At 64.8% G+C, this 14,158-nt stretch carries 17 protein-coding genes; 11 read left to right on the top strand and 6 right to left on the bottom strand.

The features are described from left to right. Positions 1-86 precede the first annotated feature (86 nt). From JNUCC0626_RS13775 to JNUCC0626_RS13760, 4 genes are read left to right on the top strand one after another with little or no spacing between them, the layout of a single operon-like run. The gene (locus tag JNUCC0626_RS13775; RefSeq protein WP_394620127.1) at positions 87-413 is read left to right on the top strand and encodes a hypothetical protein; all 327 of its coding nucleotides are present in this window, start codon (positions 87-89) and stop codon (positions 411-413) included. A 31-nt stretch (positions 414-444) separates the two neighbouring features. Next, positions 445-1,350, top strand: coding sequence for a radical SAM protein (locus tag JNUCC0626_RS13770; protein ID WP_394620126.1), 906 nt, complete (start codon positions 445-447; stop codon positions 1,348-1,350). Between the two features lie 18 nt (positions 1,351-1,368). After that, the gene (locus tag JNUCC0626_RS13765; RefSeq protein WP_394620125.1) at positions 1,369-2,112 is read left to right on the top strand and encodes an AAA family ATPase; all 744 of its coding nucleotides are present in this window, start codon (positions 1,369-1,371) and stop codon (positions 2,110-2,112) included. Positions 2,113-2,142: 30 nt separating this feature from the next. Continuing rightward, the gene (locus JNUCC0626_RS13760) at positions 2,143-2,940 is read left to right on the top strand and encodes an aminoglycoside phosphotransferase (protein ID WP_394620124.1); all 798 of its coding nucleotides are present in this window, start codon (positions 2,143-2,145) and stop codon (positions 2,938-2,940) included. A 48-nt stretch (positions 2,941-2,988) separates the two neighbouring features. On the opposite strand, the gene JNUCC0626_RS13755 is transcribed toward JNUCC0626_RS13760, so the two are convergent. Next, positions 2,989-3,489, bottom strand: a complete 501-nt coding sequence (locus tag JNUCC0626_RS13755; RefSeq protein WP_394620123.1) for an NUDIX domain-containing protein — start codon at positions 3,487-3,489, stop codon at positions 2,989-2,991. After that, positions 3,477-4,667: a helix-turn-helix domain-containing protein gene (locus JNUCC0626_RS13750; protein ID WP_394620122.1), complete on the bottom strand. Its 1,191-nt coding sequence runs from the start codon at positions 4,665-4,667 to the stop codon at positions 3,477-3,479. Before JNUCC0626_RS13750 ends, JNUCC0626_RS13755 begins: the two co-directional genes overlap by 13 nt. 21 nt (positions 4,668-4,688) lie before the next feature. Between JNUCC0626_RS13750 and JNUCC0626_RS13745 the strand changes: the two genes are divergently transcribed. The 4 genes from JNUCC0626_RS13745 to JNUCC0626_RS13730 all read left to right on the top strand — a co-directional run bounded on the left by JNUCC0626_RS13745 (position 4,689) and on the right by JNUCC0626_RS13730 (position 7,426). Beyond that, positions 4,689-5,213: a zinc finger protein gene (locus tag JNUCC0626_RS13745; RefSeq protein WP_394620121.1), complete on the top strand. Its 525-nt coding sequence runs from the start codon at positions 4,689-4,691 to the stop codon at positions 5,211-5,213. A 275-nt stretch (positions 5,214-5,488) separates the two neighbouring features. Beyond that, positions 5,489-6,202, top strand: a complete 714-nt coding sequence (locus JNUCC0626_RS13740) for a helix-turn-helix domain-containing protein (RefSeq protein ID WP_394620120.1) — start codon at positions 5,489-5,491, stop codon at positions 6,200-6,202. Positions 6,203-6,234: 32 nt separating this feature from the next. Then, positions 6,235-7,095 carry a DUF5753 domain-containing protein gene (locus tag JNUCC0626_RS13735; protein WP_394620119.1) on the top strand — a complete coding sequence of 287 codons (861 nt, stop codon included), beginning with the start codon at positions 6,235-6,237 and terminating at the stop codon, positions 7,093-7,095. Positions 7,096-7,276: 181 nt separating this feature from the next. Then, on the top strand, positions 7,277-7,426 hold the full coding sequence (locus JNUCC0626_RS13730) for a hypothetical protein (RefSeq protein ID WP_394620118.1): 150 nt from the start codon (positions 7,277-7,279) through the stop codon (positions 7,424-7,426). Positions 7,427-7,940: 514 nt separating this feature from the next. On the opposite strand, the gene JNUCC0626_RS13725 is transcribed toward JNUCC0626_RS13730, so the two are convergent. Both JNUCC0626_RS13725 and JNUCC0626_RS13720 read right to left on the bottom strand, forming a co-directional pair. Next, positions 7,941-8,342 (bottom strand): DapH/DapD/GlmU-related protein, encoded by a 402-nt coding sequence (locus JNUCC0626_RS13725; protein WP_394620117.1) that lies wholly within the window; start codon positions 8,340-8,342, stop codon positions 7,941-7,943. After that, complete coding sequence (locus tag JNUCC0626_RS13720) at positions 8,339-9,238, bottom strand: alpha/beta hydrolase (RefSeq protein WP_394620116.1); 900 nt, start codon at positions 9,236-9,238, stop codon at positions 8,339-8,341. Before JNUCC0626_RS13720 ends, JNUCC0626_RS13725 begins: the two co-directional genes overlap by 4 nt. A gap of 947 nt (positions 9,239-10,185) precedes the next feature. On the opposite strand from JNUCC0626_RS13720, the gene JNUCC0626_RS13715 reads away from it, so the two are divergent. From JNUCC0626_RS13715 to JNUCC0626_RS13705, 3 genes are all read left to right on the top strand, one after another. Continuing rightward, a complete protein-coding gene (locus tag JNUCC0626_RS13715; protein ID WP_394620115.1) occupies positions 10,186-10,578 on the top strand; it encodes a hypothetical protein in 393 nt (130 codons plus the stop codon). Between the two features lie 92 nt (positions 10,579-10,670). Then, positions 10,671-11,249, top strand: coding sequence for a hypothetical protein (locus tag JNUCC0626_RS13710; RefSeq protein WP_394620114.1), 579 nt, complete (start codon positions 10,671-10,673; stop codon positions 11,247-11,249). An 89-nt stretch (positions 11,250-11,338) separates the two neighbouring features. After that, positions 11,339-12,112, top strand: a complete 774-nt coding sequence (locus tag JNUCC0626_RS13705; protein WP_394620113.1) for a hypothetical protein — start codon at positions 11,339-11,341, stop codon at positions 12,110-12,112. 80 nt (positions 12,113-12,192) lie between these two features. Here the strand turns inward: JNUCC0626_RS13705 and JNUCC0626_RS13700 are convergent, their stop codons facing one another. Both JNUCC0626_RS13700 and JNUCC0626_RS13695 read right to left on the bottom strand, forming a co-directional pair. After that, on the bottom strand, positions 12,193-13,371 hold the full coding sequence (locus JNUCC0626_RS13700; RefSeq protein WP_394620112.1) for a PrsW family intramembrane metalloprotease: 1,179 nt from the start codon (positions 13,369-13,371) through the stop codon (positions 12,193-12,195). Further along, positions 13,368-14,009 carry a hypothetical protein gene (locus tag JNUCC0626_RS13695; RefSeq protein ID WP_394620111.1) on the bottom strand — a complete coding sequence of 214 codons (642 nt, stop codon included), beginning with the start codon at positions 14,007-14,009 and terminating at the stop codon, positions 13,368-13,370. Before JNUCC0626_RS13695 ends, JNUCC0626_RS13700 begins: the two co-directional genes overlap by 4 nt. Positions 14,010-14,158 lie beyond the last annotated feature (149 nt).

The following is a 14,158-nucleotide window of genomic DNA, read 5'->3' as shown; positions in this document are numbered from 1 at the left end:
GGACCGGGCATGCTCCAGTCAATCTCTCTGGTGGCGGTGGGCACTCGGCTGGGCAAAGGTGCGGATGCGCCGACATCGAGATCGCTTTGTCGCAGAAGACAGGGCTGATCAGTGTGGCAACGACGACTGCCACGATGGTCCACGACCTTCAGGTGGTTGACGGTGATCTCCCCGAGACCAGCCGCGATTTCTCAGATGATCTGATCGTCATGCCGACTCAGGTCATCGAGGGCGGGCCTCCGCGCCGACTGGCCGGGATCCTGTGGTTGGAGTTGGACCCGGCGAAGATCGCCGCGATTCCGGCGCTCGATTCGCGGACGGCTCGGCGCGACGTCGGCTGGCTAGTAAGTCCTGATCCAGTGGATCACCTGCTCGACTCTGGCTTGGAGAGCCTCCAAGGCCTACGCAGGTAGTGCGGCGTAGGGCGAGGGACAGGGGACACAAGTGGGGGCTCGACTCGACGTGCGGACGAGGCTGACGTTCGCGTGGCTTGAGGTGACTGGGAAATGCCAACTGCGGTGCGACCACTGCTATGCGGACTCCGGCCCCGCTGGCTCGCACGGGGCAATGACCACCGAAGCCTGGCGTGACTCGATAGAACAGCTCGCCGACCTCGGCACGACGATGGTGCAGTTCATCGGCGGCGAGCCGACGTTGTACCGACGATTGCCCGAGCTCGTCCGGCACGCTCTGGACCGCGGGTTGGCGGTCGAGGTGTTCACCAATCTGGTGCACGTCGGCCCGGAGTTGTGGGAGGTCTTCTGTCAGCCAGGGGTTCAGCTCGCCACCAGCTACTACTCCGACAACGCTGAGCAACACGAGCGGATCACACGTGGTCGGCGCAGCCACGAGCGGACGAAGTCAAACCTCCTTGAGGCCGCCCGGCGTGCGATCCCGGTGCGGGTCGGCGTGATCGACGTTGATGAAGGACAGCGGGTCGAGGAGGCAGTCGCGCAGTTGCGCGACCTCGGCGTGGACGGCGAGGTGCGCGTGGATCGGCTGCGTCAGGTCGGGCGAGGTGTCCGTGATCATGGCACTGACCTGGGTGAACTGTGTGGTCAGTGTGGTGACGGTAGGGTCGCGATCGCACCGGACGGGTCGGTGTGGCCGTGCGTGTTCTCTCGTTGGTTGCCCGTGGGCAACGTGCTGGAGGAGCCGCTCGCCAAAATTCTGACGGGATCGAGGATGACGGAGACCGCAGCAGCGCTCGCGACTGAGTTCGCTCGGCGTCCGCTGAATCCCTGCGTTCCCAACATGTGTGATCCGCAGTGCGGGCCGAGCTGCAGCCCGGCGTGTCGACCAGCCGGCAACTGCACGCCTACGGGAGCCTGCGCTCCGGACTGCCGCTGACCGAAGGAACTTCCGCTCATGCTCGCCCGCCGTGCCTACATCCCCGACGAGTCCTTGCCTCGCGGCTCACGAAGGGCCTGGTCGCTCGACGTTCCGTGCGTCGCCCAGTTGGCGGACGAAGGGATGACGTTCGAACGGCCGGTGACCTTCCTGGTCGGCGAGAACGGCTCCGGGAAGTCCACCCTGGTCGAGGCGTTCGCCGAGGCGTGGGGGCTGGATTCGCACGGTGGGCGGGCCGGGCGGAAGTACGTCAACGACAGGCCGAAGTCCGAGCTGGGCGAGATGGTGAAGTTCGAGACCACGGCCCTCGGCGCCCGGCATCGGGTGGGGTCACGGACCAAGCGCAAGGGCTACTTCCTGCGCGCGGAGACGGCGTTCGGGTTCATGAACGCGGTCTCCGGCATGAACGGGTACTGGGACGAGGACACGAGCGAGATGAGCCACGGCGAGGGCTTCCTCACCGTGTTCGCCGCGATGTTCCGTGAACCAGGCTTCTACCTGATGGACGAGCCCGAGGCCGCGCTGTCGTTCCAGTCCTGCCTGCGGTTGATGCACCTGATGTACGAGCTGGGCAAGTCGGGGGCGCAGATCATCTGCGCCACGCACTCGCCGATCCTGGCGTCCACACCGGGCGCGGACATCATCGAGGTGGGGGAGCACGGGTTCCAGCGGTCGAAGTGGGAGGACCTGGCGCTGGTCGATCACTGGCGCAGGTACATGGCGACCCCGGAGGCCTACCTGCGCTACGTCACCGAGGAGTGAGCGGTGGCCGAGAACCTCAGCGACGCCGACGTGCAGTTCCGCGAGTGGATGCGCGAGAACCTCGGGCGAGCCGCAACGCATTTCGGCCTTGATCTGCTCGGTGAGCCGCGGCTCGGTTGGATGGATCGCTCGATCGGCGCGCTCGCCGGCCGTGGTGAGCAGAGGTTCTGGCTGCGTGTTGTGTCTGAGGACGTGCGGTGGGCGAGTGGTGACTTCTGGACCGGCAACCTCGATTCCACCGTGTTGAGCAGCTTGGCCAAACCTCGTGTGCTGGACGTCTACGAGTGGGAAGAACACCGGCAGCAGCGCGCCGAGGTGCTCACCCTGTTGCCGGGCAGACCGTGCTCGCAATCCGACGTGCTGCGCGAACCCGTCGATCTGTCCGAAGCGTGGTGGGTGGAACTCCGGCGCACCGTCGACGTGCTTGCATCCACTCCAACGGATCGGGTCAACGCGGACCAGGAGATGGTCGGCAGCAGGATCCGGCAGCGGTTCTCGGACTCGACGGATCACGTTGTGCCCGCGTGGGAGACCGCGCACGGCGATCTGCACTGGGCCAATCTGATGGGGCCGGACTTCGGGCTGCTCGACTGGGAAGGGTGGGGGCGCGGCCCGGCGGGAACGGACGCCGCGACCTTGTTGAGCTACAGCCTTCTCGTGCCCGAGATGGTTGAGCGGGTCTGGTCAGTCTTCGGTGACGTGTTGGAGTCGAAGGCGGGTCGCCTGGCACAGATCTACGTCGCCTCCAGGCTCTTGCAGCGGATCGACAAGGGTGATCACCCAGACCTGGTTCCTGCCTTGAGGGCTCACATCGAAACGCTGCTGTGAAGGCCGATCTGTTGCGTCGTCACCTGCGGCTTCGCGCGGAGCTGTACTTCACCGCGGGATCTCCGTGTAGTCGGTCGAGCTGTGCTCAAGCGCATCAATGGCGCGTTCGAGCCGTTGGGCCATGTCAGCGCGAAGAAGCTGCTTTGCTTCCTGGATCGGTACCACAGTGACTTCGCTGATTTCCGGGTCGCGCGGCGTGAGTTGCTGAACGTCGTTTCCTGACAGGACGCCACCGTCGAAGATGAAGAGCAACTGGTCGTCCCACGGTCCGTGCGGTCCGATCCAGTCCAGCACGAGCACCCTGCCCGGAACGATCGTGATGCCTAGTTCCTCGCCCACCTCACGGACCGCGGCGGCACGGGGAGGCTCGTTGTTCTCTGCCATGCCGCCTGGCAGGTCCCAGTACTCCTTGTACGTCGGGTTCACGAGCACGACGTGCCCGTGCGAGTCCCGGATGAGCACATCGGCGGCGACACGCTTTCGAGCCTGTTTTGCGTTGCCGTCGGCTAGATAGGCGAACCGGGCGTCGTCGTCCGTCAGACCGGCCACTTCGCGGATTGACCTTCCTGAGCGTCGGATACGTGGCTCAGCGCGCCCAAGGTGGCCAAGAAATGCGCCACCTCAGGAACGCTGCTTGCCGACGCCAAGGTACGCCCCAGGTCGTTCAGCTGATCAAGGACACGGGTCGAGCTGAGCGAGGCCGTCACCTTGCACACCTCGTTGCCGAACGCGGCGGCTTCGTCCGGTCGTCCGGCGCCGATCAGGATGTTCGCCATCGTGAGCTGGCCGAACGCCCGGCTGCGCACGCGGTCGCCGGAACGCAGCGCGATCGCGGTGGTCGCGCGCTGCTCCGCTTCCGCGTACTCGGCGAGGTCGAGGAAGCACTGGGCCGCCTCGCTGGCGAGTGACGCCTCGTCGAAGTTGGCGATCCAGTCGGCCGGCTTCTCGCCTGCCGCGCGGTCGAGCAGCGACTCCGCTGTGTCGAGCGCCTGAGCGCAGGCCTGATTCTCCCCGCTGAGCGCCAGCGCTCTGGCCCGCATCGTGTGCAGACGGGCGGTGAGCCGGACGGTGCCGCCGGCCCGGTTCGACCTGACGATGCCGTTGGTGGCGATCCTCAGCGCATCGGTGTGCTGTCCGAGCTCGATCGCGAGATGCGACATCGACGCGCATGCGTTGCCCGCCAACGCGTTGTTCTCGGCGGCGACGGCCAAGCGGTACGCACGTTCGAAGTACGCGCGGGCGCGGGGGTTCTGCCCGCTGTCGTGCGTCATCCAGCCCGCGATCTCCGTCATGGACGCGGCGGCGGAGAAGATTCCTGCTGCGGCGCCGCTGTGAGCGTCGAGCAGGAGCGGCGCGATTTCCTGGTTGAGGTACAGCTCTACCGACGGGAGCAGCACGCCACCGCCAAGGCGCCGGTCTGTCTCCTGGAACGCCAACGCGGCGCCCTGGATGCGGCTGACGGCATCGTGTCCAGGCCGCCTCGCCATGTGAGGAACCACCGCGGGCGGGCGGTGTTTCTGGTCAGGATCGAGAAGCTCGATCAGCTCTGCGGCGCTCACATTCAGGGCAGCGGCCAGTCGAGGCTGGATCAACGGGTCGGGCGTGTTCTCCAGCCGATCCCATCGGCCGACTGTGACCCGGTCGACGTCCAGGTGGTTCGCCAGCGTCTCCTGGGTGTAGCCCATGACTTCGCGGCGCCGTGCGAACGCACTTCGCCATCTGGCCATTGGAGCCCCCAAAAGTTTCCGATGATGCTGGTCAGCAGCCTATCGCGCGAGTTTCGCCGAATGGCGGCCGTTGACGGGGAAGTCTTACTTTCACTCGATCGGGTCAGTGTGTGTTTTAGCTGTTCAAAGGCTTGCGTGTGGCACATGTGTGGCATTCGCGCTGCGTCTGCGACGTGGTCGCGGGCTGCGGCTCTGTCGTTTAGTCGATCTCGCTCACCGGTTCGCAGCCGGAAGGAGGGGATCATGACCACCACGGGTCAGGCCGTACCGATCAATCTGAGCGGTCGTACACCGCCGGAACCATTCCGCTGGTGCCCGTTCCTCGGAGCGCGTCACGCGATTCCCCGGCGTCATGTCCCGCCGGGCGGCCGAATCGACTCGCTCTGTGATGAAGCTCTGATCGTCCCGCACGTGGCGCCGCCGAAGTATCCGGACTGGCTGTGGCCGGAATGCCCTGAGTGCGACCGGAAATGGCGTCAGGCGATGGGAAGACCGCAACGTCAGCAGTCTCCTGTGCCGACCGGGACGTCCGGAGTGCGGCCATGACGAACGGTGTTCTCGACGCGGCGTTGCGCAACGAGCTCGTTCGCGAGCTGGAGCAGCTCACCAAGATCGCCGATGAGGGCGACGAGGGCTCGGTCCTCTTGATGGCGCGACAGGACGTTCCCCGTATGGCCGCATCGTTGCTAGCCCTTGTAGCGCTACACAAGCCGAACGCCGACGGTCGTTGTTCTCATTGCTGCCGGTTCCGATGGCTTCCCTGGGCGCGAACCTGCCAGATGCTGCTGACCGTCCGTCTCGCGTGGACATCGAGGTGAGCCGTGAAGCCGATCGACAAAGCCTCCGACGACCGCCTCACCTGGGAGCGAAAGGCAAGCCTCGTCCTGATCGTGATGCTCGAACGCGTCGGCGTCGAGTTCGGACTGAACCGCCTCACCGAGCTGGTGCAGCTGGATGAGCTGGACGTGGTCAACCAACTGCGTCGCTTCATCAAGGAAGGCTTGTTGAGCCGCCGCACGGATCAGGACGTCTTCCCTGCCAAGGACTTCTTCCATCTCCCTGATTCGACCGCTGACCGCGTGCGCCTGAAAGTGCAACTTGCGGACGAAGGCGTTCTCAGAGAGCTGGCGGCAGAACGTGCACTTGACGTGGATCGCGCACTCGGTCTCTTTCCAGAGCGGCAACCCTACGAGGTGGCGCTGGGCAAGGCGCTGCGTGACGCCCGCCGAGAGTTCGGGTGGAGCCTTGAAGACGCCGCGATCAAGATCAGGGCGGTCACCGCTGAGGCGCTGTGCAGGTACGAGCACGGGGACGGCGTTCCGTCGTTGATCGTCGTCGCCGAGCTGGCCCAGGCGTACGAGGTTGATCCGAGCGAGCTTGTCGTGCGCGCGGCATGTCATTCCAAAGTGGATCAGCGTGTCGACTCGTTGAGGGTTGCCGATCCGGTTCTCCGCGCTGTTCTCGCTCACTCGTTCGCGATCAGGGTGAAGCAGGAGCGGCAGCGGACGAAGTCTCTGAGAACACGGGTCGCATGACCAGTCGCTCAAACAGCACAAGGGATGCAGGTATGCCGAAGAGGGATTCCACCGTACGCGGCCGCGAGTTCGGCTATGGCGTGCAGGCGGTTGTCGACGCGACTGGGCTGCCGGCTCGCCAGATCGCGGAGAAGCTGGACTGGCACGAGTCCAAGCTGTCGAGCGCCATCAACGGCAGGGGCGGAGTGACTCACATCGAGGTCGCCCTGCTGCTGGGGATCTGCCAGGCAAGCCCTGCTGAGCAGACCCACCTCCTGTCGCTCTACCCGGCGACCGAGGAGAAGGGCTGGTGGCAGCAGCACGGCAAGAGCTCGCCAATCCTGCTCCGCACGGTCACCGAGAACCTCAAGGTCGCAAAGGCGTTGGTGGGCGTGCAGACGCACGTGATCCCGATGCTCCTGCAGACCGCGGACTACATGTCCGCGGTGCTGATGGCGTCGCCCACGGTGCCAGCCTCCGAGATCAAGGACCGGGTGCGAGCACAACTCGCCATGCAGGAAGCGGTTCGGCAGCACCAGGTGAATTGCATCTTCTACGTTCACGAGTCCGCTCTGCACCTGGAGGTAGGCGGCACCGAGGTGCTCGCCGGACAGGTGTTTCACCTCTTCCTGATGTTGGCTTCCCCGAACATCAGCATTCGGATAGTTCCTTCCTCGGTCGGGGCGCACGCAGGACTGGCCGGCCCCTTCACCTCCCTGACCTTCGAGAGGTACGCACCCCTGGTGTGGGTGGAGACCGCCAACTCCAGCCTGTTCGTAGAGCACAAGGAGGCGGTTGCCGGCTACGTGAGCATAGTGGGCGCGCTGGAGAGCATCAGTCTCGACGCGGCCGAGTCCAAGGCGCTGCTCGTGCGTCTTCACGAGAAATTGGATCCCTCCGGTCGACGCAACTAAATGATTCACCCAACTGAATGAACTGAGAGTCGCAGTGTCAGCTTCTTGGAGAAGCTCCAAGCGAAGCCCGGTTGCCGGAGTTAGCCTGCCTGAGCAGGCCGATCTTCGACCGTGGGACGGAGCGATGGTGGCTGAGCGGCTGTTGATCGAGAAATTTGGTGGGGTTCGGCAGGAACCGACAGTGCTCGCGGTCGGGAACAACCCGAAGAACATGGTCACCTTCACCTCGGACTGGCCCGGCCCGTTCGAAGGCCGGAGCCTCACTCGTGAGGCTCTCGACGTTGCGGGCTACAAGCTCTTCCCGTGCCAGGTCGAGTCGGACAACCCGTAATGGAACAGACCTCTGAAGTACGGGGAGATCGGCTGCACGCTGGCGCACCTGGCCTGCTGGCGTGATGCGGTCGAGCATGGCGACGAGGCGTACGTCGTTGTCCTGGAGACGACGCCGCCCTACCGAGCGACTTCTTGGCTGAGCTCCTCGGTGGGCTGGATTCCCTTGTGCAGGCCGCTATGGAGTTCGATCTGCTCTACCTCGGGCGCTTCCCGCTTAAACCTGATCATGAGCTCGTGGTCTTCTAGGGCTTTCTGGTGCGTTGCCGCGCCAGTGCTCGATGAGGCCCTGGAGGCGTTTGCCCTGCCACCTATCGGCGGGTGTGTGCTCGTTCATGCCGGTCACGATGTGTTCGGGCGGTACGTCCTTTGTCACGATCGCGCCGGCGGCGACGTAGCTGCGCGGGCCGATTCGAATCCCGCGGACAACGCGAGGCCCTAAACCCGACCACCGTGTCGGCTTCGATTACCGGCAGAGCTTCGTCGATCTCTCACCAGTCCTGGTGCGGTCGCGTCTACTCGTGCACCAGCTCGCCCATCACGGTGGACCGGTCCCCGATCCGCGTGCCATCGCAGACAAAGCCGGCGACGACCGCGTTCGCGCCGATCGTCACACGGTCGCAGACGAAGGCTCCGTAGGCGATGCGCGTCCCAGCACCAACGGTGCTGTCGTAGCCGACCCGTACACGGTCTTCAAGCACACAGCCGTCGCCGATCCGCACGCCTTCGTAGAGCACGACCTGATTCGCCAGCTGGCACCGCTCACCGATGATCATGCGCGAGCCGACCTTCGGCGAACCAGGCATCTTCTGCTCGGCACTGATCCGCGCTTCCTTCGGATAGCCGAGCATGCAGTGCGATCCCACCACCGAGGTCTCACCGATGCTGACCGGCGCGTAGAGGGACTCGATGTTCACGCGGTGCCCAGCTTTCCGTCCAGCAACCAGCCGACCGTCACCATGATCGCCTCATCTTCGCGCTCCCGCGAATCGAAACCATGATCTGAGCCAATGACAGTGTGGAAGTCGCAGTTCGCCCGCGCGGCTGCGGCATCACGTGCGATGGAGTAGGAGACGTAGCTGTCCAGATCGCCGTGCACCACCAGCGCAGGCCGGGTGTCTCGCTCGAACTCCTGTACCGGCTGGTACCGGCTGAACTCGTCGAACATGACGCGGCCAAGCCGGAACTCGCCATCGACGAGTAGGAAGCCCTGGGCACGCAGATGCTCTTGCTGCTCGCGGTTGAAGTTCTCCTTACCCCACGGCAGTTCCGGTTCTACGAAGGTGCGGTGCAGGTCGAGCACCGGGTTCCAGAAGGCGACTTTTTCGAGCGCGTGCTGGAGCCACGGAAGCGACAGCGACGTGGAGACCGCGCCGAAACTCGCGGCGATGATCGACAGCGGGCCAGGAAGCTCACCGTGCGCGTGCTCGACCGCGGCCTGGAGATCCAGCACCTCACCTGCGATGGTGGTGCCCGCCTGCATGCCACCGCTGTTGCCGTGGCCGCGGAAGCTGAACCTGAGCGCGTCGAAACCGTTGTCGGCCAGATGGTCGGCCAGACGCACGAACATGCCACCTTCATCCATGTCGACGGTGATCCCGTGCGCCAGCACCACGGTCCCGCGCGAGTTGTCCGGTGCGCGGTGAAGTGCGGCCTCGAGGTGCACACCATCGAGAGAAGCAAGGTGTACGCGCTGCATGCTCATAGGGCGACCGTAGCGAACACCAAGTAGCAGTTGCAGAAGCGCCATTCTGACCGGCTCCTCGTTGGAGGAGCGGAAGGTGTTCGAGGCGACGTCGTTGAGCGCCTTCACGCTGGATATCGTTCCGGTGGTGGTTCAGTTTCCCGGTGCGCGAACGTGGTGTTGCAGGGTGATGATCCGTTGCGGACGGCGCGGTCGGTGATGGTGCGAGGGCGTGGGCGACGCGGCGGGGGTACCCCGACACCGTCACCTGAAGCTGACTAGACCCAAGAGCCTTGTTGCGGTGGGCCGGGTTATGGCGGCGTCTCGGTAGAGCTGGGCTCGATCGCTTTCGGCGGCTCTCGTTCTGCGGTCGCCTGTACGGGCGGGGGTTGCTCAGGGTCAGAACCGTCTCCCCGATGACGTCCTTCCGAGGCCGCGATCGCGTCACCAAGTGCGCGAACACCGCGCGGCCCGCCACTGTCGAAAGCGTGCCGAAGTAGCCCCATCCGCGTGTGGTACTTGCCATAGCTGACCAATGCCCACACAAGCCCAGGCGATGCCGCCAATGACAGAACCGTTGCCCACCAAGGCATCCGAACACACTCCACCCACGTCAGCCCCGAGTAGCTGACGGTGTCGTGTCGTATTCGGATCTATAGCAGTGCTCTGATGCAGGTGGTGAGCCTGCGAAGCCGCCTCTACTCGGAGAAGCGGTGGAACCAGCGTGGGTGGTGAGCCACGAGTCTCGGGCCGACTGCTGAACGAAGGTGTCTTAGCGGAACCACCTGCGAACGAGGCCTCTGAGCGGCGACAAGGGTAGCGCGTCGTTTGACCGCTGCAACCGCTTTGCCATGCTGACGTTCGGTGTCGTCCGGGACGGACCTAATCGCCGGTCCCGAGCCGCCTTGAGCCCTGTCCGGAGAAATCCGGGTGGGGCTCTTGTGCTGTCCAGTGCCTTCACATCCGGTGATTCGCCCGTTGCACCCCGAGTGTGAGGGTGAAACGGGTGAAATGCGTCGCGTAACCATGCCGCCACGTCTCGCGATGGTCTCCGTGAAGACGATCTAGGGGGATGAATGCGCTTCATCGCAGTAACCGCTGTCGCGGTCGCCGCTCTCGCTGCCGCTGGTTGCGGGGCTGGAAGCTCCGGTCAGAGCGCGCCTACGCCAGCCACAGGTGCCGCAGGAAGCACCACGGTCGCTGCGGCGACAACCGCTGTTTCCGCAGATCAAGCCGCCTTCGTCGCCGCGCTCGACGCGATTGACAAGGACATCGCACACGGCAAGGCGGAGAAGGCCTACGACCGTGGCCGCAACCAGTGCGACAGCATCAAGAACAACCCGAACGACCGGGCGAAGCTGCTCGACCTCACGCGGCAGCGCTTCACGAGCCCAGACCACCCGGAGGGCTTCCCGCCCGCCACGGTGGAGAAGATCCTCGACGCCGTGAAGACGCACCTCTGCCCGTAGCCGACCACGGACAGCACAGAGCCCCGCCACTTGCGTCACGGCGGGGCTCTCGTTTTGACAGGACATCAAACGCGTGTGCGATTCTGCGGCGCATGGGCCGCATGACTCCGCAACAGCGCGAGGCCTACGAGAACGGCGTCAACGTCGTTCGGCGCATCGCCAACTGTGCGCCACGGTTCAAGGTGGTCGAGCGCGACGGCGAGACGGTCATTGTGGACGGCCGCCTGGAGGACAGCGAAATGTTGCTCCGTGTCGAACCCGGCTTGCAGGCGGAGCGCGTCGTGGAGTTCTTCAACTACGTCGGCTGTTACTTCCTGCTCGACGTCGTCGGGCTGCTCGAAGACGCGCGCGGCACCAACGCGGAGAGCAAGGCGGTTGAGCTGTTGGTGCGTATGCATCTACCGGCGGGACCTCTTGAGTGTTGGCCGCGAAATCGAACACCGCCGTGCTCATGGCGCTCTGTTCGCCGAGCGTCGCCCGCGCTGCGTGCCACAACTCATGGACGAAGTCTGACTCTGGGCCGATGCCCGCGCGCAAGTGCGGGAAACCTGTACGGGTCCTTGTTGATCGCAAGTTCCGCGATTGCCTGCTGTGGTTCGTCGAAGATCGCGATGCGATCACGAACCAAGCCGTTGTGTAGCGATCGCGAAGCTCGATGCGACGTTCCGTGAGCAGCGTGAAGTTGTTGATGTGCAGGGATTCCACGTGGGTTGGGCGAATTGCGGCGTGAGTGCACTGATCGTGTTGGGAAGGGGAGTGTATGAACTCGGCTTACGTGGTGATCATCGTTGTTCTGGGGTTTGTCGCCGGCGTGCTCGCGAACTGGTTCGCGCGTCCGGGCTGGCTGAAGAACGGCGCCTTGATCGTGATCGTGGTCCTGACGCTGGGATCACTTGCGGTGGTCACGATCGTGAAGGACGCCCATGACGGTGAACAGACGGCTCAGGAAGACGAACGGAGTGGCGGCCGTGTCGCCACGACTACCGTCGGCCTGCCGGAGATTGTCGCCACGACCGCGCTGCCGACTACGACTCCCGCAGCGCCGAAGCCCGCCACGACCACTCCGGCGGTCAAGGTCCAGGACAAGCCCACCGTCAACGCGGAGCCCCAGGTCGCGCTTCGCTACCTCACCGACATCGGGCCGATCGGGGGATACGGAAACTTTGAAAGTGCTGGGGTGGCGACCATCGCGGGAGTCGCGTACACCAAGAGCGTCACCTTCTCGCCTGGAGTGTTCAACAAGACGGTGAAGGATCTCTCGTTCACCGTGCCTTCTGGGCTGGGGAGGTTCAAGGCCACTGTCGGCCTCAACGACAACACGTTGCCGGACTACGTCGCACAGATCGACATCATGCGGCGCGATGGCTCCTCCGTTGCCCGTAAGACGCTTCGTGCAGGAGAGTCGCAGCAGATCGACGAGTCAGTCGCGAGCGCTGGCATCATCACGGTGAGGGTGGCAGTGACCGTTTGGGCCGCCGATGCGGTCAACAATCGCCCGCACATTGTGCTTGGCGACGGACAGTTCGTCAGGTGAGGCCTCGTTGAAGGCTTTCGGGCAACGGTGATAGCACCAGGCCCGGAGCACGGGCTGGAAGCTCCAGCGGACCAGCTGGTTCAGCCTGCTCCGGCTCGTCGGCGCAGAAGTTCGGTGCGGACGCGAACCAGCCGCACCTCCTCGGTGTCGCTGCCCGCTGATCTCGTCAGCTCCCGCACCAGGTCGAGTGTGCTCGCGAGGACCCGCTTGCCCTGCTTGCGGGCCGGCCCTCTCGGCCGCGTCCTGAGGTAGGCGCGGCGATGTCTCCACCCTCCGCTTGCGGCGGTGGCTTCCGCGTCGGTGAGAACACCACGCGCGACCTCTGGGGTGAGGACGGCGCGCGTCCAGACCCTGTGTTCCGGTTCGGACAGTCGCAATGCCCACCACAGCAACATGTAGAGGACTGGAGACACGAAAGCGAAGCGCAGCGCCTCGGCGGGCAGGCCCGCAAGATGTGCGATCGGTTCGGCGCCGTTGAAGAGGAAGTGCAGCGCTATCGCGCTTGCCATCAGTGTTGCACCGTGCAGGCGGTGCTCCTTGTCCGGGCGGCCCAGCAACCACAGGAGGCCGGCGCAGAACAATGCGCTGAACACGACGTGGCTTGACGCGAGGAGGCCGCTGGCGGCACGGGTCGTCAGAGTCGAAACCGAGTAGAGCAACTGGTTGGTGCCGAAGTCGTGGTGAGCTGCTTGAAACGCGTAGAGGACGTTCTCCGCGAACTGGAAGCCCAAGCCCGCGAAGGCCCCTGTCATGAGGCCGTCGCGAGCGCTGCGAACCAGGTGGGGAGCCAGGCCGAGGGCCAGCACGACCGCCGTGGCCTTGGATATCTCCTCGGTGAACGGAGCTGCCCACGCGCTTGACCACTCGGCGACCCACGCCTGGCCGAACGCCTTGGCGTACAACGATGACAGCGCATCGTTGGCGGGCGCGGCCATCGCCATCGTCGAGACGAGGCCGGACCAGACGGTGACCATGGCCAGCAACCGCCGGGGCAACTGGACGAACTTGTTGCAGCGGAGGAGGATCGCGAGCCACAGAGCCGCGTAGAGCGCCGACCCGGCCAGGCCGGTCGACAGGGCCACCCAGTACGCCGCCAGTTCGCGCAGGTAGATCTGAGTCGTCACCCATGCGCCTGCGGCGAGCCCCAGCGTCAGCACCCAGAACGCGGCGTTGCGCGGCTGCGCCAACTGGAACGGGACGGAGCGGCCGGACGCTTCGATGGTCCTGGCGCGGTCCGAGTCGAAGCTCGTGGTGGTCATTTCCCGGGCTCCGCTTGGAGACTGCCCAGCATCGACGTCACTTCCGCGTTGTTGCCAGCGAACACTGCGTCATCGGCTGCCCGCACCTCGATCGAAACGCCCTTGTCGTCGAAAAGCACGAAGGCGGCGACGAGGCCGTTGCCCTCGTCGCTCGTGAACGCCTGGATCACGGCGTCGGCGACGTTGCCGCGGGGGCCTCGTTCCTCGAACGACGGTAGCAAAGCCGTTCCGCTGCGGTTGGCCACCAGCCGGTCCATGAGCCCGTTCACGTCTCCGGTGAAGGTGCCCACCTCGACGCGAATCGAGATTCTGCTCTTCGTCACCGAGACCTTGGAGGACGAGATTTCAGGAAGTGTCCCCTTCTCGTGCGTCCGGACGCCGTCGAGGACCTGCCAGCCGGTCGGGGGCGCGATGCTGATCCCGTCGCCGAGGGTGAACCTCTCGCCTGGCCGCACCACGTCCGTCATCGGCACGGCCTCGTCGAGCTGAGGCAGCGCCCACCCGAACAGCGCGCCGGCCGCCAGCACCACCAGTCCCGGCAGCAGGCCGCGTCTGTCGAAACCGCGCCGCCGTTCGCTGACATCAACCATCTGTTCCTGCAACTCCTGACTGAAAACCGGACTGATCGCACAGAGCAAAGCACGTGACCAGCGACAGAACGGGGACTCCAGGGCGTGCGCCGCGGAAAAGGTGATATCGATTTGGTGATAACACCGGAGTCGATTGTCAACTCCAGCTCAATTGAAGCTGTCGGCTCCCTAAGTGTTCGAAATCTGCGGAAAGAATC

It is taken from the genome of Lentzea sp. JNUCC 0626, from assembly GCF_043632865.1.
Lineage (GTDB): Bacteria > Actinomycetota > Actinomycetes > Mycobacteriales > Pseudonocardiaceae > Lentzea.
Note: the sequence above shows the minus strand (reverse complement) of the source record. Positions and strands in the feature narration are given on the sequence as shown.